At 46.6% G+C, this 26432-nt stretch carries 26 protein-coding genes; 15 read left to right on the forward strand and 11 right to left on the reverse strand.

Features of this window, described 5'->3' with window-relative positions:
* From MTBPR1_RS17195 to MTBPR1_RS17205, 3 genes are all read left to right on the forward strand, one after another.
* On the forward strand, nt 1-357 hold the full coding sequence (locus MTBPR1_RS17195; RefSeq protein WP_069190278.1) for a 6-pyruvoyl trahydropterin synthase family protein: 357 nt from the start codon (nt 1-3) through the stop codon (nt 355-357).
* Entirely contained in the window at nt 354-1067 is a 714-nt protein-coding gene (queE, locus tag MTBPR1_RS17200) for a 7-carboxy-7-deazaguanine synthase QueE (protein WP_083223187.1), read from the forward strand. The genes MTBPR1_RS17195 and queE overlap by 4 nt, the downstream gene beginning before the upstream one ends.
* A gap of 139 nt (nt 1068-1206) precedes the next feature.
* Nucleotides 1207-2766, forward strand: a complete 1560-nt coding sequence (locus MTBPR1_RS17205) for a sensor histidine kinase (protein ID WP_069190280.1) — start codon at nt 1207-1209, stop codon at nt 2764-2766.
* On the opposite strand, the gene MTBPR1_RS17210 is transcribed toward MTBPR1_RS17205, so the two are convergent.
* Nucleotides 2767-3993, reverse strand: coding sequence for an HD-GYP domain-containing protein (locus MTBPR1_RS17210; protein WP_069190281.1), 1227 nt, complete (start codon nt 3991-3993; stop codon nt 2767-2769).
* Nucleotides 3994-4135: 142 nt separating this feature from the next.
* Between MTBPR1_RS17210 and MTBPR1_RS17215 the strand changes: the two genes are divergently transcribed.
* Nucleotides 4136-6226: a YgiQ family radical SAM protein gene (locus tag MTBPR1_RS17215; protein WP_069190282.1), complete on the forward strand. Its 2091-nt coding sequence runs from the start codon at nt 4136-4138 to the stop codon at nt 6224-6226.
* A 3-nt stretch (nt 6227-6229) separates the two neighbouring features.
* Here the strand turns inward: MTBPR1_RS17215 and gph are convergent, their stop codons facing one another.
* Nucleotides 6230-6886, reverse strand: coding sequence for a phosphoglycolate phosphatase (gene gph / locus MTBPR1_RS17220; protein ID WP_069190283.1), 657 nt, complete (start codon nt 6884-6886; stop codon nt 6230-6232).
* Nucleotides 6887-6987: 101 nt separating this feature from the next.
* Here gph and ercA point away from each other — a divergent pair, with 101 nt between their 5' ends.
* The 5 genes from ercA to MTBPR1_RS17245 all read left to right on the forward strand — a co-directional run bounded on the left by ercA (nt 6988) and on the right by MTBPR1_RS17245 (nt 13436).
* Entirely contained in the window at nt 6988-8148 is a 1161-nt protein-coding gene (ercA, locus tag MTBPR1_RS17225; RefSeq protein ID WP_069190284.1) for an alcohol dehydrogenase-like regulatory protein ErcA, read from the forward strand.
* A complete protein-coding gene (locus MTBPR1_RS17230) occupies nt 8132-9859 on the forward strand; it encodes a PAS domain-containing hybrid sensor histidine kinase/response regulator (protein WP_069190285.1) in 1728 nt (575 codons plus the stop codon). Before ercA ends, MTBPR1_RS17230 begins: the two co-directional genes overlap by 17 nt.
* Before the next feature lie 108 nt (nt 9860-9967).
* A complete protein-coding gene (glmU, locus tag MTBPR1_RS17235) occupies nt 9968-11308 on the forward strand; it encodes a bifunctional UDP-N-acetylglucosamine diphosphorylase/glucosamine-1-phosphate N-acetyltransferase GlmU (RefSeq protein ID WP_069190286.1) in 1341 nt (446 codons plus the stop codon).
* Nucleotides 11309-11320: 12 nt separating this feature from the next.
* Complete coding sequence (gene glmS, locus MTBPR1_RS17240) at nt 11321-13144, forward strand: glutamine--fructose-6-phosphate transaminase (isomerizing) (protein WP_069190287.1); 1824 nt, start codon at nt 11321-11323, stop codon at nt 13142-13144.
* A gap of 4 nt (nt 13145-13148) precedes the next feature.
* Nucleotides 13149-13436, forward strand: a complete 288-nt coding sequence (locus MTBPR1_RS17245; protein WP_069190288.1) for a YciI family protein — start codon at nt 13149-13151, stop codon at nt 13434-13436.
* Nucleotides 13437-13491: 55 nt separating this feature from the next.
* On the opposite strand, the gene MTBPR1_RS17250 is transcribed toward MTBPR1_RS17245, so the two are convergent.
* Entirely contained in the window at nt 13492-13767 is a 276-nt protein-coding gene (locus MTBPR1_RS17250) for an HU family DNA-binding protein (protein WP_069190289.1), read from the reverse strand.
* A 327-nt stretch (nt 13768-14094) separates the two neighbouring features.
* Between MTBPR1_RS17250 and MTBPR1_RS17255 the strand changes: the two genes are divergently transcribed.
* Nucleotides 14095-14787: a type 2 periplasmic-binding domain-containing protein gene (locus MTBPR1_RS17255; protein ID WP_069190290.1), complete on the forward strand. Its 693-nt coding sequence runs from the start codon at nt 14095-14097 to the stop codon at nt 14785-14787.
* Between the two features lie 10 nt (nt 14788-14797).
* Here MTBPR1_RS17255 and MTBPR1_RS17260 read toward each other — a convergent pair whose 3' ends face one another.
* Nucleotides 14798-15313, reverse strand: a complete 516-nt coding sequence (locus MTBPR1_RS17260) for a bacteriohemerythrin (protein WP_126465339.1) — start codon at nt 15311-15313, stop codon at nt 14798-14800.
* A gap of 184 nt (nt 15314-15497) precedes the next feature.
* On the opposite strand from MTBPR1_RS17260, the gene MTBPR1_RS17265 reads away from it, so the two are divergent.
* Both MTBPR1_RS17265 and MTBPR1_RS17270 read left to right on the forward strand, forming a co-directional pair.
* On the forward strand, nt 15498-15827 hold the full coding sequence (locus MTBPR1_RS17265) for a hypothetical protein (protein WP_126465341.1): 330 nt from the start codon (nt 15498-15500) through the stop codon (nt 15825-15827).
* 102 nt (nt 15828-15929) lie between these two features.
* Entirely contained in the window at nt 15930-16205 is a 276-nt protein-coding gene (locus MTBPR1_RS17270; protein ID WP_069190293.1) for a hypothetical protein, read from the forward strand.
* A 5-nt stretch (nt 16206-16210) separates the two neighbouring features.
* On the opposite strand, the gene MTBPR1_RS17275 is transcribed toward MTBPR1_RS17270, so the two are convergent.
* The 3 genes from MTBPR1_RS17275 to dgt are packed head-to-tail and all read right to left on the reverse strand — an operon-like array spanning nt 16211 to nt 18796.
* Entirely contained in the window at nt 16211-16660 is a 450-nt protein-coding gene (locus tag MTBPR1_RS17275; protein WP_069190294.1) for a c-type cytochrome, read from the reverse strand.
* Nucleotides 16660-17403 carry a substrate-binding periplasmic protein gene (locus MTBPR1_RS17280; RefSeq protein ID WP_126465343.1) on the reverse strand — a complete coding sequence of 248 codons (744 nt, stop codon included), beginning with the start codon at nt 17401-17403 and terminating at the stop codon, nt 16660-16662. The genes MTBPR1_RS17275 and MTBPR1_RS17280 overlap by 1 nt, the downstream gene beginning before the upstream one ends.
* A gap of 19 nt (nt 17404-17422) precedes the next feature.
* Nucleotides 17423-18796 carry a dGTP triphosphohydrolase gene (dgt, locus tag MTBPR1_RS17285; RefSeq protein ID WP_069190296.1) on the reverse strand — a complete coding sequence of 458 codons (1374 nt, stop codon included), beginning with the start codon at nt 18794-18796 and terminating at the stop codon, nt 17423-17425.
* A gap of 458 nt (nt 18797-19254) precedes the next feature.
* On the opposite strand from dgt, the gene MTBPR1_RS17290 reads away from it, so the two are divergent.
* The 3 genes from MTBPR1_RS17290 (at nt 19255) to gor (ending at nt 21559) form a co-directional block, all read left to right on the forward strand.
* On the forward strand, nt 19255-19779 hold the full coding sequence (locus MTBPR1_RS17290) for a peroxiredoxin (RefSeq protein ID WP_069190297.1): 525 nt from the start codon (nt 19255-19257) through the stop codon (nt 19777-19779).
* 90 nt (nt 19780-19869) lie between these two features.
* Nucleotides 19870-20136, forward strand: coding sequence for a glutaredoxin domain-containing protein (locus MTBPR1_RS17295; protein WP_069190298.1), 267 nt, complete (start codon nt 19870-19872; stop codon nt 20134-20136).
* Between the two features lie 61 nt (nt 20137-20197).
* The gene (gene gor, locus MTBPR1_RS17300) at nt 20198-21559 is read left to right on the forward strand and encodes a glutathione-disulfide reductase (protein ID WP_069190299.1); all 1362 of its coding nucleotides are present in this window, start codon (nt 20198-20200) and stop codon (nt 21557-21559) included.
* A 22-nt stretch (nt 21560-21581) separates the two neighbouring features.
* Here the strand turns inward: gor and MTBPR1_RS17305 are convergent, their stop codons facing one another.
* From MTBPR1_RS17305 to purS, 4 genes are all read right to left on the reverse strand, one after another.
* Nucleotides 21582-23012, reverse strand: a complete 1431-nt coding sequence (locus MTBPR1_RS17305) for a globin-coupled sensor protein (RefSeq protein WP_069190300.1) — start codon at nt 23010-23012, stop codon at nt 21582-21584.
* A gap of 190 nt (nt 23013-23202) precedes the next feature.
* Nucleotides 23203-25395 (reverse strand): phosphoribosylformylglycinamidine synthase subunit PurL, encoded by a 2193-nt coding sequence (purL, locus tag MTBPR1_RS17310; protein ID WP_069190301.1) that lies wholly within the window; start codon nt 25393-25395, stop codon nt 23203-23205.
* Entirely contained in the window at nt 25392-26081 is a 690-nt protein-coding gene (purQ, locus tag MTBPR1_RS17315; protein ID WP_069190302.1) for a phosphoribosylformylglycinamidine synthase subunit PurQ, read from the reverse strand. The genes purL and purQ overlap by 4 nt, the downstream gene beginning before the upstream one ends.
* Before the next feature lie 78 nt (nt 26082-26159).
* Complete coding sequence (purS, locus tag MTBPR1_RS17320; RefSeq protein ID WP_069190303.1) at nt 26160-26399, reverse strand: phosphoribosylformylglycinamidine synthase subunit PurS; 240 nt, start codon at nt 26397-26399, stop codon at nt 26160-26162.
* Between the last annotated feature and the right edge of the window lie 33 nt (nt 26400-26432).

A 26432-nucleotide genomic window follows, 5' to 3' on the forward strand; every position in this document is an offset into this window, starting at 1 on the left:
ATGTTTACCATTTCCAAACAGTTCCACTTTTCCGCCTCTCACCAGCTTCATGGGCTGGCAGATGATCACCCTTGTTCGCGTCTTCATGGTCACAACTATATTTGCGAAGTGGTCTTGCAGTCTGACACGCTAAATTCTGTTGGATTTGTGCGTGATTATCGCGAACTCTCAGACCTTAAAAACTATATTGATGATGAGCTTGATCACCGTCACCTCAATGACGTTTTAGGTGAAAATAACACCACAGCAGAACTCATGGCCCAGCATTTATATAACTGGGCTCATGCGCGTTGGTCTGAAGTGGTCGCTGTGCGCATCAGTGAAACACCAAAAACATGGGCGGAGTATCGACCATGAGCAAACCCATCAACATTTGTGAAATCTTTGGCCCCACCATTCAAGGTGAAGGTGCCCAAATTGGTCGCCCAACCGTTTTTGTGCGCACCGCAGGCTGTGATTATCGCTGCTCTTGGTGTGATACCCTATATGCGGTTGATACAGCCCATGCCAATGATTGGCGCAAAGTTATGGCTGCTGACGTGATGGCAGAAATTGAACAGCTCAGCCAGAACACACCCATGAGCGTAACATTATCAGGGGGAAACCCCGCCATGCAGCCCTTGGGCGAGTTGATCGAACTTGGCCAAGAAAAAGGTTATGATTTTTCCATGGAAACCCAAGGCAGCCTTGCCCGGGACTGGTTTTCCAAACTGGATAACCTCACCTTAAGCCCCAAGCCGCCTTCATCAGGTATTGAGACAGACTGGTCCCTTTTTAAGGACTGTGTTGAGGCGGCGGGCTCAAAGACAAACATCAGCCTGAAAATCGTCATTTTTGATGAAGCTGATTATAAATATGCCCAATTAGCTGCCAAGCTTTTCCCTCAGCTCCCGCTTTATTTACAAGCAGGCAACCATATGGTTGATGATCAGAGTGACGCAGATATTGATGGTGTGTTAGAGCGTTTACGCTGGCTGGCTGAAAAAGTCGCCCAAGACCGTTGGCAAAAAGCTTGCGTTTTGCCACAGCTTCATGTTTTGGCATGGGGCAATAAACGCGCAGCGTAAAGAAAATACAATTTATCCTCATGCTTAGTTATGCAATAATTGTCCAACTATTCAAAAATAGATCTGAAGGGGCACTATGAGGTTTGTGAGAAAACGCATATTCGCACTTGTTCTGGCCCCTATATCGGCTCTTGTCATCATGAGCTATTTTGTCCTTGATATTGTCCATATTCAAGACCACCGGATTAACCAAGAACGCAGCCGTTTTGTAAAAGCCGTCATAAACCAACAACCCAAACACGTGGGTGTTGCAGTACAGGAATACACCCTGTGGAATGAAGCTGTTGAAGAAATCATTGAAAAGAAAAATATGGAATTTGCCGATGACAATATCGGCTCTTATATGATCGAAACATATGATTTCATCACAACACTCGTTCTTGACCCGCAAAATAAAAAATTCATGCGCTTTAATAGCGATCATGAATTGCCCTCTAAGCTCAGTACAATTCCCGATATCCTCAAGCTTGCAAACCAGCTTCGCAACACAGCGCCTAAAGACTATAAAGTCATCTCAGACTGGATTAATATTGACGGAAAATTATATGTCTTGGGGGTGGGTGCATTTACCTATCAGTCCTCTCAAGAGGCGCAAAACAAAACACGCAAAGCTTCTGAAAAATATGTTCTGGTTGTCCTAAAACATGCCTCAGAGCGTTTTTGGAATGATATTTCCAAAGACTATGACTTACCAAGCCTAAGTTTAAACACCCCTTCTGGGGATGGGGTTCAAATCCCTATCCTGTCAAACTCCAATACAACGACAGCTATCCTTAATATAGCCGGGCACCCCCATATTATTCAGTCGATTTTTGAGCGTTTTGGCCTTGCAATCTTTTTCATCATTCTCACCCTTGTAGCCATCACACTCTTTACCATTAAAAAATCACTTGAGCTCAAAACAGCCCATGATGAGCTGCTTGAACTTAATGAAAACATGGACCAACTCGTGCAACAACGCACCGCTGAGCTTAAACAAGCCCTCAGCGATACAGAAAAAGCCAGTAACGCCAAAACAGCCTTTCTTTCCAGTATGAGCCATGAATTGCGCACACCACTTAACGGCATCCTCGGCTTTGCCCAATTGCTGGACCAAAACCACAATAAATCAATTAGTGAAAAAGAACAAAACTGGCTTAGCCAAATTATTCAGGCGGGTAACCTGCTTTTAAGTTTGGTCAATGACGTGCTGGATATGGCCCATGTGGAAAGTGGTAAAATCCCTCTTTCCCCTGAAACATTTAAGCCCATTGAAGTGTTTAAAGAGTGCTATGCCATCTGCACCCCACTGGCCAATGAGAAAAATATCGAGATCATCGGCAACCCCGGTTCAGACTGTTATGTCCATGTGGACCGACGCCGCTTAAAACAGGTTTTGCTCAACCTGATTAACAATGCCATTAAATATAATCGTGAAGGCGGTAAAGTCACCATTGGGTGTCGTAATCCTGATGAGGAAACCATCCAGTTATTTGTACAAGACACAGGCTACGGCATTAGCGAGGAAGACCGTGAAAAGGTTTTTGAGCCGTTTTTTCGCAGCCAGCGCATTGATGAAATGGTTGAAGGTACAGGCGTGGGCCTGCCCCTTGTCTTGCGCCTTGCCAAGGCCATGGGCGGAGAAGTTAGTTTTGAAAGTGTTGTCGGTGAAGGCACAACTTTCTTTATTGATTTCCCAATCTGCACACCACCCAAATAATCAGCTCGCCATCACATAAAATTCGGTCAGATGCGTTTCCAGCAAAGTAATAAGCTCTGGATCAAACGCGCCTTCTTCCGTTTGCTTGGAAATGATATCCAACACCACATCCGCACTTAAGCTTTCACGATAAGGGCGCTTTTGCACCAAGGCCTGAAAAACATCACACACCGCCAAAATATGGGCTTCGCGCTCAATCTGAGTTTTATCCAAACTATAAGGATAGCCCGAGCCATCCCAACGCTCATGATGCATGGCAACCCAGCGCGTAATCCGGCTATCCGGGATCACATTATGTAAAACCAGTGCGGAGTCAAAACTATGACGGCGAATAACCGCGCGTTCTTGCACATCCAACGGTCCGGCTTTTTCCAGAATTTCATCAGGCACACGCAATTTACCGGCATCATGAAGAAGCCCGGCAACCTCAATATCATCTAGAACGTTACCGCTAAAACCACAAAGCTCAGCCATATAGCGCGATAGTTTGGCGACCTTGACGGAATGTTCGTGGGTAAAAGGGCTTTTCGCATCAATGATACGCCCGATTAACAAGGAGAAATCATGCACATTCTGACCGGAAATATGAAGTTGGTCATTTTCGGGCTGCAACCCATCCAAAAGACTTTCAATTGCTTCAGGCCCACAGTTAAACCAAAAAGCATCGGCCTGTGCCACCTCTAGAAACACATCAACAAGCTCAGGATCAAACAGATCACCAGATGATTTTTTCACTTGATCAAAAATACCTGATTTAATCAAAATCAACGGGCTATGCATAGGGTCTTGGGCACGCTCATGCGCGGCCAGCACGTCAATACGGTCTGAGAGAAAGATCAAATTAGCCAAACGTTTTATCTTGTCCGGCAGATCTAAATTGGTCAGACATTCCCATCGGTCATGATGGTGGCGCACAGGCAGTGCAAATTCTTTTAACAAGGAACAGTTATTAAGATACTCATAACCGCGGATACAATGCTCTTGTGCACCTGTCCATTCCATCTCTTTGGTCAGGCTGCCATGTTCTAGCGAAGACGACACCCCGCAATCATGAAGCAATCCAAGGTGAGTAACAAAAAGGCAGTCCCTATCGGACCATCCCATATGTTTTGCCATCTGTAAGGCCATAGCCCCCACACGGTGACCATGAAAAAGGTCATCAACACCGACATAATCCAGAGCACTCGCTAAGGCACAGATTGCTTTATGTTTATTGAGTTTTAGCATCTTTTTTGCCTGCTTTTAAAAACGTAGTTTCATTATTTTTTTACCAACAGGGCTTGAAAACCGACAAGCCAGGTCGGATTTATCTGGTATTCTCTCCATAATCTGGGTAGAACACACATCAAATTATAGACCATTATGTATTATGCCACAGTCCCCAAATAAGAACAAAACATCTGAGCTAACCAGCTATCGCAAATATTGGGCGCACCGTTTCGGTGTGGCGCCTTTTTTGCCCATGTCCAAAGAAGAAATGGACCAGCTTGGTTGGGACAGTTGCGACATTATTTTAGTCACAGGCGATGCCTATGTGGATCATCCCAGCTTTGGCATGGCGGTGATCGGGCGCACGCTTGAAGCCCAAGGTTTCCGCGTTGGCATTATCGCCCAACCCGATTGGCAAACGGCTGACCCGTTTAAAGCACTGGGCAAACCCAATCTGTTTTTTGGTGTCACGTCCGGCAATATGGACAGTATGGTCAACCGTTATACGGCGGATCGTCGCATTCGCTCAAACGACAGCTACACCCCCAATGATGAAGGTGGCAAGCGCCCTGATCGCGCCGTTGTGGTTTATTCCCAACGTTGTCGCGAAGCCTATAAAGGTGTGCCCATTGTCATTGGCGGGATTGAAGCCTCTTTGCGCCGCATTGCCCATTTTGATTATTGGTCTGATAAAGTGCGCCGTTCCATCTTGCTTGATAGTAAGGCCGATATCCTGCTTTATGGTAATGCCGAGCGCGCCCTTGTGGAAGTCGCCCATCGCATTGCCAAGGATCAAGACCCAAAAACCTTCTTTGATGTGCGCGGCTGTGCCTTAATGCGCGATGCTTCATTAGATGACTGGACAGAAGTTGACATGTCCTCCATTGATGAAGCGCCCATGCGTGAGCAACGCGGGGAAGAAAAAACCGTTGTGCGCATTCCATCTTATGAGACCGTGCGCGATGATAAAGAAGTCTATGCCCAAGCTTCACGCGTTTTACATCTTGAAAGTAATCCCGGTAATGCCCGCCCGCTGGTTCAGGCCCATGGCAAACGCGATGTCTGGATCACCCCACCCCCCATTCCCTTGACCACTAAGGAAATGGATTGGGTGTTCGATCACCCCTATGCGCGCAACCCACACCCCACATATGGTGATGCGCGCATTCCTGCCTGGGACATGATTAAATTTTCCATCAATATTATGCGGGGCTGTTTTGGCGGTTGTTCTTTCTGCTCAATTACCGAGCATGAAGGCCGCATCATTCAAAACCGCAGTCATGAATCCATCTTGCATGAAATCGAAGAAATGCGCGATAAGGTGGATGGGTTTAAAGGGCAAATTTCTGATCTTGGTGGGCCAACTGCCAATATGTATCGCCTTGCCTGCAAGGATGATAAAATTCAAGAAACATGTCGGCGCTTATCCTGTGTGCATCCCGGTATCTGTAAGAACCTTGATACCAACCATGAAAGCCTGATTGAACTTTATCGCAAAGCGCGCGATGTGCGCGGTGTTAAGAAAATCTCCATCGGCTCGGGCTTGCGCTATGACTTAGCGGTAAAAAGCCCAACCTATATTAAAGAGCTCGTCACCCATCATGTGGGTGGCTACCTTAAAATCGCACCGGAACATACCGAGGATGGCCCGCTTTCAAAAATGATGAAACCGGGCATTGGCTCATACGATAAATTCAAACAGATGTTTGATTTAGCCGCGAAAAAAGCCGGTAAAGAATATTACCTTATTCCTTATTTCATTGCCGCCCATCCGGGCTGTTCTGATGAAGATATGATGAACCTTGCCCTTTGGCTTAAGCGCAATAAATATCGCGCCGATCAGGTTCAGGCCTTTACCCCAACGCCCATGTCGATCTCAACCGCCATGTATTATTCTGAGCGCGACCCGATCAAGCCTGTACGCCGTCGCGGGTCTGAACATGTGAGCACGGCCAAGGGCTTAAAACAACGTCGCCTACATAAAGCGTTCTTGCGTTATCACGATGCAGAAAACTGGCCCCTACTGCGCGAAGCCTTAAAAAATATGGGCCGCGCTGACCTCATCGGCAATGGTAAAAAACACCTTGTGCCAAGCTGGCAACCCAAAGGCACGGGCGGCAAAGGCGGTGAAGGTTCACGCACCGGGCGCAAACATAAAAAACAGGAATTCCTCACCACCCATTCCGGTAAGGGCAGACGCGACTTTAAAGATAAACAAGACACCCGCAAGCCAAAGCGCAAAAGAAGATAGGACTTAGCCGATCAACTCAACGATCTCTTTGAGATGATCAACCACATGGTCCGCGCCCATCTCTTCAACAGGGACTTTGCGATAACCAAAAGAAACCGCAATATTTGCCATACCTGCATTTTTGGCCCCATCAATATCATTGGGGCTGTCACCCACCATAATGGCTTCATCAACGCTTAAGCTCAACTGATCAAGAACATGATGGATCATCTGCGGGTCAGGTTTTTTGCGCTCAAGCTCATCCCCGCCCAGCACCACTTCAAAAAAGTCAGCCATTGCCAAATCGCGCAATAAATTCACAGTCGGGCCTTTAGGCTTATTGGTGCAAAGGGCCAAGCGATAGCCCTTATCCTTTAAAGCCTTCAAACACTCCATCGCCCCGTCATAGGCTTTGGTTTCATCAGCCTCATGACCTTCATAAAATCCAAGAAACTCTTTTGTCAAAGCAGGTATTTCATCAAGGCTCACTTCATCACCGGTGGCGGCAAAAGCACGTTCCACCAATTTGGGTGCGCCATTGCCAACAAACTTCATGGTCTCAACAAGCGTAATGGCGCGTCGCCCATGTTGGGCCAGTACTTTATTACAAGCTGTTCGCAAGTCTGGTGCACTATCAATCAGCGTGCCATCCAAATCAAAAATTATCGCTTTAAAGGCCATATCTACCTATCTTTTCAGCTCATCGACAAAACGTGATAAGTGGCGTACACTATTTTAAATAAAAAGAAAAATGAATAGTAATCTTCTAGGGAGCAGGAAGAATGGGTAACATCCAAGAACTGCGTAAATTTGTCGCCCCCGAATTTATTGTCGGTGTGGGCGCAAGAAAACTCGCAGCCAGATACGTACATAATTTTGCAGGCACAAAAGCCCTTGTGGTGACAGACCCCGGCGTGATCAAGGCGGGATGGGTCGGTGATGTGGTGGGAGAACTCACCAAAGAAAACATCGACCATGTGGTGTTTGATAAAGTCACGCCAAATCCGCGCAATACCGAAGTCATGGAAGGCGCGCGTGTTTATCTTGAACATGACTGTGACGTGGTCATCGCCATTGGCGGGGGCAGCCCCATGGATTGCGCCAAAGGCATTGGCATTGCAGTCACCAACCAGACCCATGTGGATAAATTTGAAGGAGTCGATCAAGTTGATATCCCCGGCCCACCCTTGATCTGCATTCCCACCACCAGCGGCACAGCGGCTGATGTCTCACAATTTTCCATCATTACCAATCTGGCTGAATATCGTAAATATGCCATCATCAGCAAAACCGTGGTGCCCGATGTTTCCCTAATTGATCCTGAAACCAGCCTGACCATGGATGCGCATCTTACGGCTTGTACGGGCATGGACTCCCTTGTTCATGCCATTGAAGCCTATTTTTCAAAAGCCAATTCCTCCATGACCGATATGCATGCGCTGCAAGGTATGGACTATCTTTTAGAGGCCCTGCCCAAAGTGATGGAAAACCCCAATGACATGGATATGCGCTCCAAGGTCACCATGGGATGCCTGCACGCAGGATTGGCCTTTTCCAATGCAAGCTTGGGCGCGGTTCACGCCATGGCCCATAGCCTTGGTGGCTTGCTGGACCTACCCCATGGGGAATGTAACGCCATTTTGCTGCGCCATGTGGTGGAATTTAACGCAAGCGAAGTCCCTGAACGGGTAGATATTATCGGTGATAAATTTGGTCTTGATCTTCAAGGTATGCCCACGAAGAAAAAAACCAAACGCGTCCTTCAAGCCATTGAAGATCTTTCAAGCCTGGTTGGTATAAAAGACAAGCTCGCCGCCAAGGGGGTGAAGATTTCTGACATTCCTGATCTCGCCCATAATGCCTTGATTGACCCCTGTATGATCACCAACCCAAGAACCCCGAACCGCCGCGATATTGAGTGCGTATATGAAGAGGCGCTCTAACCCACCCACGCCCCAAGCCGATGAACTTGCCAAGATCGTCGGCCTTGGCGAGCGTTCTGCGCGCAAAAACTACTACCCACAACTGCGCGCCCATGTGAGTGAGCTTGAGCGTTTTCAAAAACTCATTGATCTGGCCTCTAATGCCTTTTTGATCATTGATGCGCAAAACCGTCGCATTGTGGATTCCAACCAAAAAGCAAAAGAGCTTTTCTCCATTCCAGAAAAAGACCTCATCAAACTGGACCTTTCCGGTTTCCATATTGAGGAAGAGATCCTCAAACAGATTGAAAGTTTTGATGAAGGCTCCATGCTGTTTGAAGGTCATCGCCTTTCAACTGATCAAACTGAACATTATTACCTCTTTGATTTTAAATGGGTAAAAGTCGAGCATAACCATTATGGCATTTTAGAAGGGCGCGATATTACGGAGCGCAAACTCGCTGAAAAAGCCTTACAAGATGCCCGTGATCATTTGGAAGAACGCGTTCATGAACGCACCATGGTGCTGGAAAAAGAAATTGAAGAACGCCGCCAAATTGAGAAAAAGTTGGAACAGGCTAAAATCGAAGCCGATAACGCCAATCAGGCCAAGTCCGATTTTCTCTCCAACATGAGCCATGAACTCAGAACCCCGCTGAACGGTATTCTCGGTTTTGCCCAGCTTTTCAATTTCCCCTCTGATCCACCGCTAAATACAAAGCAAAAGGATTACATCGGACAAATTATCAATAGCGGTAAACATCTGCTGGAACTGATCAATGACATTCTTGATCTGGCTAAAATCGAGGCCGGAAAAGTCAGCCTGAATATTGAAACCTTCAGGGTGGGCGAAGTCATTGATGATAGCCTTGATCTGGTGAACCCGATCATGTCCAACTATAATGTCAGCTTTGATATGCCCCATCATGTGATGGAGAGGCGCAAAACCATTACGGCTGATAAGATGCGCCTTAAACAGGTGCTGATTAATCTACTGTCCAATGCCGCCAAATATAACACCGAAAATGGTCATGTTTTTTTAGAGATCAATACGTTCGAGAGCTACATGCGCTTTGATGTGCGCGATACCGGAAAAGGCATTTCACCAGAAGGCATGAAGTCACTTTTCAAACCTTTTAGCCGCTTAAATGAAGAAAATAGCGAGATTGAAGGCACAGGCATCGGCCTGACCATCACCAAAAACCTGCTTAAAATGATGAAAGGCTATATGGAAGTTGAAAGCACACCGGGGAAAGGCAGCTGCTTTAGTGTTTTCATCCCCCTTGCCCAAGGGGAAAACACACAGGCTGAATATGAAGAACATCAATCCTCACCTTGTCAGCCCGTACCCCCTCAACAGGCACCCGCTAAAAAAATCCTTTATGTGGAAGACAATGCAGCCAATTTGTTGGTGCTTGAAGAATTGATCAAGCAGGTCCCCCATGTCGAAATGCTCAGCGCTCATACGGGTGAGCTTGGCTTGGAGCTCACCAATAATCAAAAGTTTGACCTGATTTTAGTTGATATCAACCTGCCCGGCATTAGCGGATATAAAGTCTTTGAAGGCTTAAAACCAACCCAAGACTGCCCCGTTTTTGCCCTGAGTGCCAACGCCATGGAAAAAGATGTGGCGCGTGGCCTTTCTGCGGGCTTTGATGAATATCTCACCAAGCCTTTGGACCTGAATTTAACACTGGAAAAGATCACAAACGCCCTATTTGATAAAAAATAAGGTTTTTCTTGGCTTTTAGGCGCATCTTTAAATTTGCGCTTTGGCCGTTTTCAGCTTAAAAAGACTACAAAATATTTGCGTCATTCTTTTTATGTGTCTCATTGATCTATGACTTCATCAAAATCAGCTGCCATTGTACTTGCCGCGGGCCTTGGCACCCGCATGAAATCGACAAAACCCAAAGTCATGCACCCTCTTGCCGGTCGTCCCATGGTCAACCATGTGATCGCCAACTTGCAAACGGCTGGCGTTGAAGAGATCATTGCGGTTATCGGGCCGGACATGCCTGCCTTGGAAAAGGCCGTTGCCCCCCATAAAACAGCCGTGCAAGTCGATCGCTTAGGTACAGGCCATGCGGTTTTAGCCGCCAAAGATGTGGTTGCGGGTGATGAAGATAATGTGATCATTGCCTTTGGCGATACTCCTTTGATCTCGCCTGATACGTTCTCACGCATGATTGAAGCGCGCGCCCAAAGTGATGTGGTCGTGCTTGGTTTTCGCCCAGATCACCCCGGAGCTTATGGTCGCCTTGTGGTGGATGAGGCCAACGCGCTTCAGGCCATTGTTGAATTTAAAGATGCAACTGAAGAACAACGCGCCATTACCCTGTGCAATTCTGGTGTCATGTGTGTCAACGGCCAAAAACTTTTTGGCCTGCTTGATGCCATCACCAATGACAACGCGGCAGGTGAATATTACCTGACCGATATCGTCGCCTTAGCGCGCCAAGAGGGTTTGAGCTGCAGCGTTGTTGAAGGTGAAGAAGAAGAGCTTTTAGGGGTGAATTCCCGTGTGGAACTGGCACGCGCTGAAGCCATCGTGCAAGACCAGCTGCGCCACAAGGCCATGGTCAATGGCGCAACCTTGCTGGACCCCGCAACAACCTATTTTAGTTATGACACTGAGTTGGGTAAAGATGTGGTGATTGAGCCCAATGTCTTTTTTGGCCCACGCGTTAAAGTAAATGATTTTGTCACCGTTAAGGCCTTTTCCCATCTAGAAGAATGCAATGTGGGCCGTGGTGTAGTGATGGGGCCATATGCGCGCCTGCGCCCGGGTGCGGATTTAAAAGACGGTGTCAAGGTCGGCAATTTCGTTGAGATTAAAAAGGCCCTAATAGAAGAAGGTGCCAAGGTTAATCACCTGAGCTACATTGGGGATGCCCGTGTGGGGCCCGGGGCCAATATTGGCGCTGGCACAATCACCTGTAATTATGATGGCTATTTTAAATATCATACGGATATCGGTGCAGAAGCCTTTATCGGGTCCAACACCGCCCTTGTCGCGCCTGTGCGCATTGGCGATGGGGCCAATGTGGGCGCAGGCAGCACCATTGCCAAAGATGTAAAAAGTGGTGATCTGGGCCTAACACGCGCCCCACAAAAGAGCTTTGCCAAATGGGCAGAAAAATTCAGAAGCCGCCAAGCTGCGGCCAAGGCGAAAAAATAAGAGAGATAAACCATGTGCGGAATTGTCGGATTTATCGGTAAAAAAGAAGCTGCCCCCTTATTGGTGGAAGGGCTCAAGCGCCTTGAATATCGCGGCTATGACTCAGCAGGAATTGCCACCCTGCCTGATGGAAAAATTGAACGACGCCGCGCAGAAGGTAAAATCATCAATCTTGAAAACACATTAAACGAGCGCCCAACAGCAGGCACCATCGGCATCGGTCATACCCGCTGGGCCACCCATGGCATTCCCAATGAAACCAATGCCCACCCCCATGCAACTGAGCGCGTGGCTGTGGTCCATAACGGCATTATTGAGAATTTTCAGGAACTGCGCGCAGAGCTGGTTGAAAAAGGCTTCACGCCCCATTCTGAAACCGATAGTGAAGTTGTCCCTCTTCTGATTACAAGCTACCTGAATGAGGGCGTGAGCCCCATTGAGGCAGTAAAGACAACGCTTAAACGCCTTGATGGTGCCTTTGCCCTTGGGATTATTTTTGCGGGTGAAGATGACCTTTTAATCGGTGCACGCCGTGGTAGCCCCCTAGCCGTTGGCTTTGGCGAAGGTGAAATGTATCTTGGTTCTGACGCCATGGCCCTTGCGCCACTGACCAAAAAAATTGCCTATCTTGATGAAGGTGATTGGGTGGTGTTAAAGCGCGATCAGGTGACTTTTTATAATGAAGATGATCAAGAAGTCAGCCGTGAAATTCGTGAAACCGCCATGTCTGGTGCGCTCATTGGTAAGGGCGAGCATCGCCATTATATGCTTAAGGAAATCTTTGAGCAGCCCCAAGTCATTGGTGACACACTGGCAAGTTTCTTTAACCCCACGGCACAAACCATTTCCATGCCGGATTTCCCGTTTGATCTGGCAACCATCCCCCGCATTACCATTGTAGCTTGCGGCACCTCTTTTTATGCCGGGCTGGTTGCCAAATACTGGATTGAACAATATGCCCGCATCGGTGTTGAAATTGATGTAGCCTCAGAGTTTCGTTATCGCGAAGCCCCCATGGAAAAAGGTGGTCTTTCCCTGTTTATTTCCCAATCAGGTGAAACTGCGGACACTCTTGCTGCCCTTCGTTATGCCAAATCCCAAGACCAGCATATTATGTCCATCGTGAATGTGCCGGAAAGCTCCATGGAGCGGGAATCTCATGCGGTATTACACACTCACGCTGGCCCTGAAATTGGCGTTGCCTCAACCAAAGCCTTCACCACACAGCTTACCGTTTTGGCGTGTTTTTCCATTGCCTTGGCAAAAGCCAAAGGCGCGATTGACCCCACATTAGAGGCCCGCCTGTGTAAATCCATCGCTGAGGTACCTGCACGCGTTACAGAAATTCTCAACCATGATGAGTCCTTGCGCGACATCGCCCATAGTGTGGCAGAAGCCCGTGATGTGCTTTATCTGGGGCGCGGTGCGAGCTTCCCCATTGCCATGGAAGGTGCGCTCAAGCTTAAGGAAATTTCCTACATCCATGCTGAGGGCTATGCCGCAGGCGAAATGAAACACGGCCCTATCGCCTTAATCGATGAAAGCGTGCCCGTTATCGTTTTAGCCCCAAGCGACAGCAACTTTGAAAAAACCGCCTCTAACACCCAAGAAGTGGTTGCCCGTGGTGGTCGCGTGATCTTTATGGCTGATAAACAGGGCTGTGAGAAAATGGCGGATCATTCCATGGCAAGCGTTGCTATGCCCGATGTAGAACCTTTTGTTGCCCCCATCCTCTATTCCATCCCTGTACAGCTCTTGGCCTATCATGTGGCTGTTCATAAAGGTACAGACGTAGACCAGCCGCGAAACCTTGCGAAATCGGTGACCGTGGAATAAACGAATGCAATTTCATATAACAGCGCTTGATGGAACCGATGAAGCTGCGCCACAACGTCGCGAATCGGCATGGGCAGAACATTTAGTTTATCTGCAAAATAAAAAGGCGGAAGGCTCTTTTTTATTGGGTGGCACAATCGTTGATGAAAATGGCAATAAGACAGGCTCTACGCTTTTTGTCGAAGCTAAAGATCAAGATGCCTTAATGGATTGGCTATATAACGACCCCTTTGGTCGAGATAATGTCTGGCAACACTATGATATTAAAACCATTGAAATTCCAAACATATAATTTTTCAATCAGAACACAATAATGGAATGGGGACGATAAGCGTCCCCACCATTAATTACGCATTTACAGCGTCTTTAAGACCTTTACCAGCCTTGAACTTAGGCTGTTTGGCAGCTGCGATTTGGATTGTCTCACCAGTGCGTGGGTTACGACCTTCACGGGCAGCACGTTCAGAAATTGAGAATGAACCAAATCCAACCAGTTGCACAGTATCACCGTCTTTAAGTGCACCAGAAATGGCATCAAACACAGCATCAGTTGCAGCCGCAGCATCGGCTTTAGTAAGCTCAGAAGTAGTTGCTACAGCAGCCACAAGATCGGTTTTCTTCATCTTAGATATCCTTTAACAATATATTGGTCGCGCTTCTTAAACAAAACAGCATGAATGATCAACCACGTTCCTATGAATAGTCAAATAAATCAACATTAGAAATACAAATCTAGTGTGTTTTTATGAAAACAAGCCCCCTGATCCACCTTTTTTAGGCAAAATTGGTATTTTGGGACCTTGAGATATCATTACAAATGGATATTTAACCATGCCGATGTGGCATCCTGTGCGACTGTGGAAATAATTTTCATCATAATATTAAACTTGGCATCTTCTTTCATCATGCATAATATAAGATGTAAAGTTCATAAGGGGGAGGCAAAAGCTATGCATAAGTTTACTTTAGCAGTTCTTGTTGGGGTATTTACCATTGGTTTTTGTGATGCGCAGGCTCAGACCCTCAAACTTGCGCGACAACCTGTTTCCCATATTTCAGATTTGGCCCAAGAAAAAATCGAATGTTCCTTAAAGAAAATGGAACAACCCTATGAGATAATCATGGTGCCGTGGAAAAGGGCTCAGCAAGGCACTCAATATAATAAATACCATGGCTTTTTTGTTGCAACACAAACAAAAGCCAGAGACGCCTATGCGGTACGCTCCCACGGGGTGCTGTCCAATAACTGGCTCTTTATTCAAAAAAATAAAACACCAACCCCTAATGATCAAAATGAATTCTGGTCGCAATCTTTTACGGCGAACATTGGGACCGCAAAATTAAGATGGCTAAAGTCCCACCAGGACGATGGGAAAATTAAAGGACGCATCATCGAGGCGCCTACCATGGAAGGCGCAATGTACCATTTAATCACAGGCCACTCACAGGTACTTGTTGAGAACCAAATAAACTACGATCGACTTGTCAAAAAAAATAAAGCGGCTGAAACATTCACAACCTACATTGCACGCGAAGTCTCACAAGGTGTTTATTTTTCAAAAGCTTTCTTAGCTAAAAACACCGCTTTTTTGGATAAATTCAATTCAGCTTTAAAACAGTGCCTCACAAAAAAGCCACTTTAAAAATCCAAGCTTACTTCTTAACTTTATCCATCAAAGACTGAAAGATAGAATGTTCAACTGAGATATGGTGGCTAAAACCGTCTTGGTTTTGAGTGCTCATACATGCCTCATCATCTCGAACCTTCTTACCGGTTTCAAAACACTCCCGGCACTTTTTATCTTCAAGGACAATCTGGCGGTTCCACCATTGGGTGATGAACTCCATAAATTCCACTGAAAACTGCTTCTCATCATTTTCAATAGAGGTGACCAATTGGGATAATTCTTCAAGATATTTCCAATGATAAAGCGCATGTTTTTCTAAACCGATACAGCCAATGTCTTTGAGAATATTTTCTTTATAGGCCAAATAGCCTTCAGAATACTCCATCAATTCCGCAATGAGGCTCGCCCTAAACTCTACATTCAGCAGTAAGTCAGGGTTATGCATACAGAGATTTATGATGTCGGCAACTCTCTGATTTTGCCTATTAAGCGCATCATCGCCAATGCTGAATTGATCTCTATTCCAAATGATCTTTTTCATTCCAGCACCCCCTTTTCAATTAGGTCTTGTGCTTAGCTATACTCTTTTTAAGAGAACATAAGGAAGTTTACTTAAAGCCAATATCCCCATATGGGAACATTAGGCGTTTATTAAAAATGCAAAATAAGCAACTGTTTGGCGTTATTGCCTTTTTAGGGTATTTTAAAAAGGAGCATTAAGGAGAATGACGATGAAACCCCTCTTTATTATACTAGCTTTACTGCTTTTCTCGCCCTCTGCACAGGCTGATGAGTCGCTGCGAAACTGCGTTTCAAACCACAATCAATGTGTTCAAAACTGCTTTGAGCAAAAGGAAGACAACAGCCCTGCTGCTTGTGTTGCACAATGCGCAGGCGTTGAAGCCCAATGCGCAGGAAAGGTTGGTATTTCTAACAGTGAGCCTTTTATCCGCAAGAAAGCAGAGCAGCTAGAGAAGCTTCTGGATGACTTCTTTGGCGATATCCTGCCCCTACCTAAAAAAGAAGCGCCTGCTGAAAAGCCGACCGATACCTGAAGCTATTTATTCTTTATTATCACTCAAATGAGTGATGCCAAATTATTCCACTCCCAATAGAATATTTAGAAAAGTTATAGGGAATCGAATAAACAGGCCATTATGTATCAGTCTCAAGAATATTTAGAAATTGGTGGCAAACTCATTACATCGCCATATAAAGAAGACGATCAGCTTTATGGGGTGAGTTTGCACAAACTGATCTGCCAGCTTCACGCCAGTGGGGCCAGCAGCGTTACGGACTTCCAGAGCGTTATCCTAACCAGCATTGAAACATCTGGTAAGCTTAAGGATATGGATAAAGCCGTCGATATCTTTAAACAGGTTATGGCCGATTTAAATGGCTTGGGCGTGATCCCCAAAAGCCCCACACATTAGGCAGCCTAATTCATTTCCTGCTGGCGGGTTTGAATAGCCTCAGGCCATCGGCTTTTGATAAAAGCAAGCACGGCTCTTATTTCTGAATTAGTCATTTTATCACCAAAGCCCGGCATGGCGCTTTTATAATCATCCGGCACCATTTTCTGGCCGCCAAGGCGCGTGTAATCAAACAAATATTTATCATTATGATGCCATGTATGGCCTGTCTCATCATGAGGCGGGGCCGGGAAAGTCCCATCATTTTTTCGCACACGCCATTCCTTAACTTCCCCCTCACGGTTTTTGCCGTGACAAGAAGCACAATGAATATAATAAAGCGGCTTGCCTTGTTGAACCATCTCAACATTTTTTGCATCAATTAAGGGGAGAACTTGGCTGTTTTGCACATAAACGCCCACCGCCGCGATGGCAGCAAGGCTAATGGCAATATAAAGCAGGCTTTTATTATTCATCAGTTCACGTACTTTTTAATGATCTCATCAATACGCCCCGCTTTTCGCATAAGTTCAATCTCATTAACCAACAGATCACACGTCTCTTGATCCATAGTCTTGCGCGAAAAAGCCAGATAGGCTTGGCGTTGATCAAACGGTTTACCCGCTGGGCCAACCGCTTTTGCAAAGCCTGCACTATTGGCTGCATAAAGTGCAATGGTGCGTACACTCGCAAAGAGGTCTGTGCGCCCCGCTAACATCACTTTCAAACCGGTTAAGGTATTGGGGACATAATCCACTTTCAACTTACCCGCTTTTTCATAGGCTGAAAAGCGCTCCCCCATAGAGGCTTTGCTGACTTTTGCGATACGGTAAGCTGCGGCTTGTTCTAATGTGGACACCTTAAAATCTTCAGTAACCGACTTGAAAAACTGCAGCTCCATGGTGAGAACACCCTTGCCCACAAAATGGGTATATTCAGCGCGTTCATCAGAATGGAAAAAAGGCGTAATCGCATCCACACGTCCGGTCTTTACATTCTGGATGGAACGCGCCCATGGATAAAAGTTAAACGTCACTTGATGGCCCAAGCGCTGAAAGGCATCACGGGTCACATCAACCAAAATGCCATTGGCATTGTTATTTTCATCATTAAAGGCATAAGGGGGGATATTCGCCAACGCAACCTTATAGGTCTTTGCAAAAGCGGTTTGCGCACAAAGACAAAGAAGAAGCGTAAGTAAGGCGAAAATCTTTTTCATAAATAGCTTAAATTTCACATCAAAGTGAAACACCCTTTATAACCTTATAAAGATTTACAGCAGAACGATCACTAAGCCCAGATATAAAATCGGTGACTTGCAGCAAATGTTCATAGCGCCCCACACCATAAGTTACAGGCAGATCCATCATCTTAAGAAGGCGTTGATTTTGTGGGGTCGTGCGTGAAATATCACCTTCATTTTTTTCAAAATCAAGCAGGGCAGTGCTGAAACAATTCAGCAACTGGCCCAAAATTTCAAAGCTTGCCGTTTCAATCTCAAGCTTGCGCGTTGTGCCAAAAATAGATTGGCCTGCAAAAACTTTACAAGCATCTGCTTCTTGTGAAAATGGGGTGAGCGCTAATAACTCCTCATCAAGCTCACCACTGAGAAGTTTACCCTCATTTTCCATAAAGGCATCAACTGTTGCCTTGGTTAAATTACCAATGGCTTTGGAGCGCAAAAAGCCGAGCTTTTCACTTTTCGACATGTCTTGATACCAAGCTGCATTTAACAAATCCTCCCGGCGCGCCGCAATGGTCTCCCCATGTTTATGGGACCAGGCCAGTGGGGCCAAATGATGTTCTACCGCTTCAAAAGACACACATTCCATGGTCACCCCATCTTCAAGGTCAGCCACGCGATAACAAATGTCATCGGCCGCCTCCATAAGATAAGCCAAAGGATGGCGACACCATAAAGTATCTTGCCCGCGTTTAATCAGCCCCAAACGGGTGGCGATCTGTTCAAACAGGTCTTTCTCCGCCTGACAGAACCCTGCCTTTTTGCCCTCTATATATTTCTGTCCTTTTGGGCTGGCATCACCGGGGTATTTGGTAAAGGCGCCAAGGGTCGCATAAGACATGCGAAAGCCCCCGCTTTCACGAAAGTAATCCAGCTTATTTAAAATGCGAAAGCCCTGTGCGTTGCCTTCAAAATTATAAAGATCAGCTTTCTCAGCCTCAGTCATGCTCCCATCAAACACCTGATCGCCATGGTCTTTAAACCATTGCCCAATGGCAGATTCACCAGCATGACCAAAAGGCGGATTACCAATATCATGGGACAGGCACGCCACCTGCACGATATAGCCAAAATCATGCGGGGTAATATGTTCAGGAATATCACGCCCGGCTTCAATCAGTTTGCGCCCCACCCCAAAACCAAGGGAGCGCCCAACCGAGGCGACTTCCACACTATGGGTCAGGCGCGAACGTACCCGCCCGCCTTCTGATAAGGGGTGAACTTGGGTTTTATCTTGTAAGCGGCGAAAGAAAGATGAAAATGTAATGCGATCAAGGTCCAGCAAAAACGGGCTTTCTTCGCGCCCGACCATTGCCTCACCTTTTACCCCGATGCGTCCTGTGCACAACAGGTCGGTCCAGTTCATCATTCTTTTTCTCTCCATTTTCACTCTCAGGCTTTGGCCTAGGGTCAGGACCTATTAATTTAATGTGTTTGGTTTATTAAAAATACCACAAGGCAAGGAAATGGCTTGCAGGAAGTACTTGTACTTTCAAAAGTCTTTGACGCTGCATTTGTGGCATTTTTAATAAATCCCGAAGGGACAGGATGAATTTGAAGAAAGCTGTCGTTATACCCCCCTTAAAGTACAAGTACTTCTGCGGGGACTATGCCTAATCCTTCTTCAAATTCATCTCTGCCAAACTCAATAAATTAATAGGTCCTGACCCTAGTTTACTGGGTTACAGGCCGTGCAGGAATGACAAAGTTTATATATAGGTAAAATCTATTAAATTAATAAAAATTACTCATTTTACTAATTTCACTAAACCTCCTATCTTCACTTTCAGACAAAGACACATACACAACTCACTTGGAGAATTTAAAATGCAAAACCGTGTTCCTGACGTAACTTTTAAAACCCGCGTTCGCAACGATGCCCTTGAAGGCGACAACCCGTTTGAATGGAAAGACTTAACGTCAGGCGAAATCTTTGACGGTAAAAATGTTGTCGTATTTGCCCTGCCCGGCGCATTCACACCAACTTGTTCCTCCACACACCTGCCTCGCTTTGAAGCACTATACGGTGAGCTTAAAGCCCAAGGCGTTGATGAAGTGATCTGCCTATCTGTGAATGATGCATTCGTTATGTATCAGTGGGGCCTAAAGCTGGGTCGCGAGAACGTCTTCATGCTGCCTGATGGCAATGCAGAATTTACCCGCAAAATGGGCATGTTGGTTGATAAGTCCAACCTTGGTTTTGGCATGCGCAGCTGGCGTTATTCCATGTATGTGGAAAATGGCGAAATTAAACAGCTGTTTTCTGAAGACGGTTTTTCTGACAACTGCCCAACAGACCCGTTTGAAGTATCTGATGCAGATACAATGTTGAACTACTTGAAGAACCGCTAAGGTTTTTCATCCAAAGAGGAAGGGACGCCCTCCATCCCTTTCAAAAATCCCTTCCTCTTATTTTTTCCTTATATTGACGGAGATAAAAAAATGGCTGTAGAAATTTATACAAAAGAAAGCTGCATCTTCTGCCAAAAGGCCAAAGCTTTGTTTCAAGACTATAACGTGCCTTATATTGAATATGACGTCAGTACTGTTGCGAAATTCAAGGACATGCAAGAACGCATTACAGCTGCAAAAACAGTTCCCCAAATCATTATTGATGATCATCTCATCGGTGGCTTTGATGTTTTGGATGCCCATAAAGAAGCAATTTTCACCAAGCTGAAAAAGACGCAATCCTCCTTAAGCGCTTGACGCCTGCCCATATCGCCTTATCTTCATTGCAAATCATTTTTAAAATTAAAGAGGCCACCCCATGTCCCAGTATGATTACGACCTTCTTACCATTGGTGCCGGTTCCGGCGGTGTGCGCGCCTCGCGCATGGCAGCGCAAAAAGGCAAGCGCGTTGCGGTTTGTGAAGAAGACCGCGTAGGCGGGACATGTGTTTTGCGCGGCTGCGTACCTAAAAAGCTGTTGGTCTATGCATCTGAATATTCCTCTGCCTTTGAAGATTCCCAAGGTTTTGGCTGGAGTGCTGTAAATTCAAAGATCGACTGGCCCCAGCTCATTGACACCAAAAACCGTGAGCTCACCCGCCTCAACGGGATTTATAACAATATCCTATCGAGCAATGGTGTGGAGACCATAGAAGGTCGCGGCACCCTTATTGATGAACATACCGTTGAAGTCGCGGGTAAACGCTACACGGCAGAAAAAATCATCATCGCGGTTGGCGGCTGGCCAACACTGCCCGATGTACCGGGCATTGAACATGCCATTACTTCAAATGAGGCTTTAGACCTGCCAGAACTACCACGTCGCATCGTGATTGTAGGCGGGGGCTATATTGCGGTGGAATTTGCCGGTATTTTTGCAGGCATGGGATCAGAAGTGACTGAGATTATTCGTGCTGATCGTATCTTGCGCGGGTTTGATGATGACCTTCGCTCTGAGCTTGAGCGCGAAATGACCAAACGCGGCATCAATATCATGGGCTCCACCACAGTCCAATGTATCACCAAAAAAGACAATCATTATGAGATTGTTTTAGGCGATGGCGAAACCATTGAAACAGATGCCATCATGTATGCCACAGGCCGCAAGCCTAAAATCAACGGGCTTGGCCTTGAACAAGCTGGTGTTGAGATTTCAGATAAAGGCGCGATCAAGGTTGATGACAACTATAAGACTTCCGTTGACAGTATCTACGCCATTGGCGATGTGACCGATCGTGTCTGCCTCACCCCTGTCGCGCTCGCTGAAGGTATGGCCCTTGTGGAACATCTCTTTGGCGCAGATAACAAGGCGGTTGATTATGACAATATTGCCTCTGCTGTTTTCTCCCAGCCCCCCCTTGGTGTGGTGGGTCTGACTGAAGCCCAAGCGCGCGAGCGTTATGGCAAGATCGATGTCTATACATCCGGTTTTAAAGCCATGAAACACACCCTATCAGGGCGTGATGAGCGCACATTCATGAAGCTGATTGTTGAGCCTGAAAGCGATAAAGTAATCGGCGCCCATATGATGGGACCGGATGCAGCAGAGATCATGCAAGGCATTGGCATCGCCATGAAATGTGGCGCAACCAAAGCCCAGTTTGACGCCACTATCGGCATTCACCCCAGTGCGGCGGAAGAATTCGTCACCATGCGTGAAAAACGCCCGGATACTGAGTAATCAAACACTATATAAATCTCGATTAAAACAGCTCAAGATCATCTTCTTGGGCTGTTTCTTCTTCTAGATCAATTTTCATGATATTGGGCTGTGTGCCATGGGGATCAACCTTTAGCTTTTGCACAGTATCAAAGAAATGTTCAATCTCAATGGTTAAGCCCTTTGAGATATTCTGCATGGTATCGGATGTGCCTTGTAGATTTTCTGCATTTGATTTGGTTTGTGAAGCGGCCTCTTCCACCTTCACAATCGTTTCAGACATGGCCCGTGTGCCATCTGAGGCCTCATGGGCGTTATGGGTGATTTCTTTAATGGCAATATTTTGCTGTTCCACCGCCGTTGCAATCATCTGTGCAATATCACTGCTTTGTGTAATGACCGAGCCAATGGTTTCCATGGCCCCTGTTGTCTGATGAGTTGCATTTTGAATATTTGAAACCTGCTTGGCAATTTGATCGGTCGCCTGTGCAGTTTGATTTGCCAGTTTCTTAACCTCGCTTGCAACCACCGCAAAGCCTTTTCCGGCTTGGCCTGCACGCGCGGCCTCAATTGTGGCGTTCAGGGCCAGCATGTTTGTTTGGCCTGCAATATCATTAATCAGATTGATCACCTGACCGATTTGATCTGAGGCTTCACTTAAGCCTGAGACCAACTGGTTTGTGGTTTCCACTTGGGTGACGGCTTCGCCTGAAATCTCTTGAGATTGGATGACTTTTTCAGCAATTTCATGAATAGAGACTTCCAGCTCTTCTGCGTTTTGCGCAACCGTGTCCACATTTTGGCTCGCTTCACTGGCCTTGGTCGCCACCAGTTCTGCATGTTCACTGGTTTGATTGGCATTAACAAACATAGTGTTTGCCATGGACATTAAATCAATACCGGACTCTTTCATGGAAGAGAGCAACGGTGTTGTGGCGCAATTAAACATCTCAATAGCATCATTGCGACGCGCTTGACGATCACGCGAGGCCTGTTGGTGCATGTCGTGATAGACAGACAGGGCCAAATCCATATCCAGAAAAACCGCCTTATTCACCACATTGATGATCTCTGCGGCTTTAATGGCATTGCGTTTATAGGCCTTGGCGATCACCTCACAGATACGGTTAAGCACAAGGCAATAGCCGCCCATATACCAGTTCTGCTCCAACCCAATGCGATAATGCGTTTCCCCTACGGTGCGCACCCGCTGCATATAGCTTTCATCAAACTCACCAGAAAACAATGCTTCCCAATGGCTGGATTGCGCCCCTTTAAGCCCACTAATGCGTTCTGGTGAGCCGATTTTCTCTTTTAAAAGAGGAACAGAGACCAGATGGTTATAAAACTCATCCAGCACAAAATTTAACTGCGGTAAAATCACGCTCCAAGCTTCGCGTAACCTTACCCGCGAGCTTTGATCAAGACGCAAAAACTCCATGCGCTCAGTTATAGAGACAGACGGCTGGCTCATTCTATTCTTCCTTTTTTCGCATTTTGATTGCGATTAATTACTATTCCTAAATGTGAATTTAGCAAAAAGGAAAAAAGAAAGAAAGCCCTAAAGCCATATAATTGTATGCAATTTTAAGTACATAACCCACAAAAAAAGGCCCCGCGCAGTGCGAGGCCTTTTCGTTTTTCGTGCAAGCTTTTTAAAAGGCTTACTCACCAGCTGCCATATAGTCTGGCATCCAGTTTTCGTGGAGGTCTTTTAGCTCGGCGACTGCAACAGACTCACCACCAAGGATGACCTCAGTGCCGCCTGTTGTGCCGATGATGTTGGCTGTAACGCCCGTTTTAGCAGCTTTCACAACAAAAGCATCGGCCTGATCGCTATCAACCGTTACGATGTAGCGGCCTTGGTCTTCACCAAAGAGCCATGCATAGGCATGTTCTACATTTGTTGGGATTTCAACATCACAACCGATGTTGCCCGCCATAGCCATTTCCGCAACGGCCACAGCGATACCGCCATCAGAGATATCGTGACAGGTCTTAACACCGCCCAAAATCTGCGCGCGAACGAAATCACCATTGCGAAGTTCAGCTGCTAAATCAACAGCAGGAGGCGCACCTTCTTCGCGACCACATAAGACTTCAAGGTAGCGCGACGCCCCAAGCCAGCCTTTTGTTTCACCAATCACGATGATGGATTGACCTTCAGCTTTAAAGGCAACAGAGGCCGCTTGATCGATATCATCAATTAAGCCCACCGCGCCCAATGTTGGGGTTGGCAAAATGCCTGTGCCGTTGGTTTCGTTATATAAAGAAACGTTACCAGAAACGATTGGGTAAGTCAGCGCACGACACGCCTCACCAATACCTTCAATACAGCCCACAATCTGGCCCATAATTTCTGGACGCTCTGGATTACCGAAGTTGAGGTTATCGGTCACAGCCATTGGTTTTGCACCCACAGCTGTGATGTTACGATAGGTTTCAGCAACGATTTGCTTGCCGCCTTCATGCGGGTCTTGATAGCAATAACGTGGCGTACAATCCGATGTTACCGCGATCCCTTTATTGGTGTTATGCACACGAACAATGGCGCTATCTCCACCGGGACGACCAACCGTATCCCCCATAACCATATGGTCATACTGTTCCCAAATCCAACGCTTGGAAGCGAAGTTTGGATGAGCGATCAATGTTTTAAGCGCATCGATGCGGCCCACATTGCTTTCAACGTCAGACGCTTTAAGCTCAGCTGGGCGTTCTGTTTTCACCCATGGACGATCATATTCAGGTGAGGCCAATGCGAGCGGGTCAATCGGCAGATCGCCAACCACTTCACCGTCCCATTTCAAAACCATATTGCCCGTATCGGTTAGCTTACCAATAACAGCAAATTCAAGGTCCCATTTATCCATCACAGCCTTGGCAACATCTTCCATGCCGGGCTTGAGGATCACAAGCATACGTTCTTGAGATTCAGAGAGCATCAACTCATAAGGTGTCATGCCTTCTTCACGCATAGGCACTTGGTCAAGCTCAAGCTCAACACCCACGCCACCTTTTGAGGCCATCTCAAAAGATGATGACGTCAGGCCCGCAGCCCCCATATCTTGAATAGCAACGATAGAACCTGTTTTCATCAGCTCCAGTGTTGCTTCAATCACAAGCTTCTCGGTGAACGGGTCACCTACTTGAACTGTAGGACGCTTTTCTTCAGAATCTTCGGTAAATTCTGCTGAGGCCATGGTCGCACCGTGGATACCGTCACGACCTGTTTTAGAACCAAAATAGACAACCGGGTTGCCAACGCCTGCTGCAGCAGAATAGAAAATTTTATCCGCATCAGCCAAGCCAACAGCCATGGCATTTACAAGGTTGTTGCCATTATACGAGCTATGGAATTCACATTCCCCCGCCACCGTTGGGACACCCACGCAGTTGCCATACCCAGAAATACCGGAAACAACACCGCTAACAAGGTGGCGGGTTTTTTCATGATCAATATCGCCAAAGCGCAGGGCGTTCAGGTTACAGATCGGGCGCGCACCCATGGTGAACACATCGCGCAAGATACCGCCAACACCTGTGGCTGCACCTTGGTAGGGTTCAATGTAAGATGGGTGGTTATGGCTTTCCATTTTAAAGATAATCGCTTGGTTATCACCAATATCGATGATACCTGCGTTTTCACCCGGACCACAGATCACCCATGGGGCTTCTGTTGGCAGGGTTTTCAACCATTTTTTGGAAGATTTATACGAACAGTGTTCAGACCACATGACTGAGAAAATACCCAGTTCGTTCAGGTTTGGCTCACGGCCCATGATCTCAAGGCAGAGCTTCCATTCGTCTTCAGAAAGGCCGTGTTCTTTCACGACGTCCATTGTAATCTCACTCATGATAAAGCCTCCACAAGTGCATCAAACATCGGCTTGCCATCTGTGCCGCCAAGTGCCTCTTCGCAGAGACGCTCAGGGTGAGGCATCATGCCCAGGATGTTTTTCTTTTCATTGAAAATACCCGCAATGTTATTGCGCGACCCATTGATATTGGCCTCAGGCGTTGCGTTACCTGCTTCATCGCAGTAACGAAAAGCCACTTGATTGTTCTCTTCAATCGCAGCAAGCACATCACTGTCAGCATGGAAGTTACCATCATGGTGCGCAACCGGAATACGGATGGCCTGACCAGCGCTATATTTGTTTGTAAATTCAGTCTCTGCATTTTCGACTTTCAAATGAACGTCTTTACAGATGAATTTCAATTTTGCGTTACGCATCAACACACCCGGCAACAGGCCTGCTTCTGTCAAAATCTGGAAACCGTTACAGACACCCAGAACGCGCACGCCCTGATTTGCCTTTTTCACCACTTCACGCATGATCGGTGAATGGGCAGACATGGCACCACAACGCAAGGCATCTCCATAAGAGAACCCGCCTGGTACGGCAATAAAATCAACATCTGGCAATTCAGTTTCTTTATGCCAGACCATCTCAGGCGCGCGGCCTAAGGAATGTTCAATCCCGACCAGCATATCGCGGTCACAGTTTGAACCCGGAAAAACAATTACAGCGGCTTTCATGGAAAGACCTCTTCCCTCTTATAATCCTGCAACAGCAGGGGCCTAGGTTCCTGCAGTTGCAGGAACACAAACTCTTATTTACTCAACGATTTCCACGTCGAAGTTTTCGATCACTGTGTTTGCAAGCAATTTCTTACACATGTTTTCGATATTCTCTTTGGATTTTTCTGCATCATCGTTGAGTTCCAATTCGATATATTTACCGATACGAACTTCACCGACACCGGCAAAACCGAGGGTACCAAGAGCGTGTTCTACAGCTTTGCCTTGAGGATCAAGAACGCCGTTTTTAAGGGTCACATGGACTTTAGCTTTCACTGTGCTTTTCCTTCACTAAAGTTTAAAGCGCGA

The organism is Candidatus Terasakiella magnetica, assembly GCF_900093605.1.
In the GTDB taxonomy this organism is placed as follows: Bacteria; Pseudomonadota; Alphaproteobacteria; order Rhodospirillales; family Terasakiellaceae; genus Terasakiella; species Terasakiella magnetica.

What these genes read in the sequence shown, in the direction of transcription:
- MTBPR1_RS17195 (WP_069190278.1), top strand. Translation starts at nt 1, where the DNA reads ATGTTTACCATTTCCAAACAGTTCCACTTTTCCGCCTCTCACCAGCTT.
- queE (WP_083223187.1), top strand. Translation starts at nt 354, where the DNA reads ATGAGCAAACCCATCAACATTTGTGAAATCTTTGGCCCCACCATTCAA.
- MTBPR1_RS17205 (WP_069190280.1), top strand. Translation starts at nt 1,207, where the DNA reads ATGAGCTATTTTGTCCTTGATATTGTCCATATTCAAGACCACCGGATT.
- MTBPR1_RS17210 (WP_069190281.1), bottom strand. Translation starts at nt 3,993, where the DNA reads ATGCTAAAACTCAATAAACATAAAGCAATCTGTGCCTTAGCGAGTGCT.
- MTBPR1_RS17215 (WP_069190282.1), top strand. Translation starts at nt 4,136, where the DNA reads ATGCCACAGTCCCCAAATAAGAACAAAACATCTGAGCTAACCAGCTAT.
- gph (WP_069190283.1), bottom strand. Translation starts at nt 6,886, where the DNA reads ATGGCCTTTAAAGCGATAATTTTTGATTTGGATGGCACGCTGATTGAT.
- ercA (WP_069190284.1), top strand. Translation starts at nt 6,988, where the DNA reads ATGGGTAACATCCAAGAACTGCGTAAATTTGTCGCCCCCGAATTTATT.
- MTBPR1_RS17230 (WP_069190285.1), top strand. Translation starts at nt 8,132, where the DNA reads ATGAAGAGGCGCTCTAACCCACCCACGCCCCAAGCCGATGAACTTGCC.
- glmU (WP_069190286.1), top strand. Translation starts at nt 9,968, where the DNA reads ATGACTTCATCAAAATCAGCTGCCATTGTACTTGCCGCGGGCCTTGGC.
- glmS (WP_069190287.1), top strand. Translation starts at nt 11,321, where the DNA reads ATGTGCGGAATTGTCGGATTTATCGGTAAAAAAGAAGCTGCCCCCTTA.
- MTBPR1_RS17245 (WP_069190288.1), top strand. Translation starts at nt 13,149, where the DNA reads ATGCAATTTCATATAACAGCGCTTGATGGAACCGATGAAGCTGCGCCA.
- MTBPR1_RS17250 (WP_069190289.1), bottom strand. Translation starts at nt 13,767, where the DNA reads ATGAAGAAAACCGATCTTGTGGCTGCTGTAGCAACTACTTCTGAGCTT.
- MTBPR1_RS17255 (WP_069190290.1), top strand. Translation starts at nt 14,095, where the DNA reads ATGCATAAGTTTACTTTAGCAGTTCTTGTTGGGGTATTTACCATTGGT.
- MTBPR1_RS17260 (WP_126465339.1), bottom strand. Translation starts at nt 15,313, where the DNA reads ATGAAAAAGATCATTTGGAATAGAGATCAATTCAGCATTGGCGATGAT.
- MTBPR1_RS17265 (WP_126465341.1), top strand. Translation starts at nt 15,498, where the DNA reads ATGACGATGAAACCCCTCTTTATTATACTAGCTTTACTGCTTTTCTCG.
- MTBPR1_RS17270 (WP_069190293.1), top strand. Translation starts at nt 15,930, where the DNA reads ATGTATCAGTCTCAAGAATATTTAGAAATTGGTGGCAAACTCATTACA.
- MTBPR1_RS17275 (WP_069190294.1), bottom strand. Translation starts at nt 16,660, where the DNA reads ATGAATAATAAAAGCCTGCTTTATATTGCCATTAGCCTTGCTGCCATC.
- MTBPR1_RS17280 (WP_126465343.1), bottom strand. Translation starts at nt 17,403, where the DNA reads ATGAAAAAGATTTTCGCCTTACTTACGCTTCTTCTTTGTCTTTGTGCG.
- dgt (WP_069190296.1), bottom strand. Translation starts at nt 18,796, where the DNA reads ATGATGAACTGGACCGACCTGTTGTGCACAGGACGCATCGGGGTAAAA.
- MTBPR1_RS17290 (WP_069190297.1), top strand. Translation starts at nt 19,255, where the DNA reads ATGCAAAACCGTGTTCCTGACGTAACTTTTAAAACCCGCGTTCGCAAC.
- MTBPR1_RS17295 (WP_069190298.1), top strand. Translation starts at nt 19,870, where the DNA reads ATGGCTGTAGAAATTTATACAAAAGAAAGCTGCATCTTCTGCCAAAAG.
- gor (WP_069190299.1), top strand. Translation starts at nt 20,198, where the DNA reads ATGTCCCAGTATGATTACGACCTTCTTACCATTGGTGCCGGTTCCGGC.
- MTBPR1_RS17305 (WP_069190300.1), bottom strand. Translation starts at nt 23,012, where the DNA reads ATGAGCCAGCCGTCTGTCTCTATAACTGAGCGCATGGAGTTTTTGCGT.
- purL (WP_069190301.1), bottom strand. Translation starts at nt 25,395, where the DNA reads ATGAGTGAGATTACAATGGACGTCGTGAAAGAACACGGCCTTTCTGAA.
- purQ (WP_069190302.1), bottom strand. Translation starts at nt 26,081, where the DNA reads ATGAAAGCCGCTGTAATTGTTTTTCCGGGTTCAAACTGTGACCGCGAT.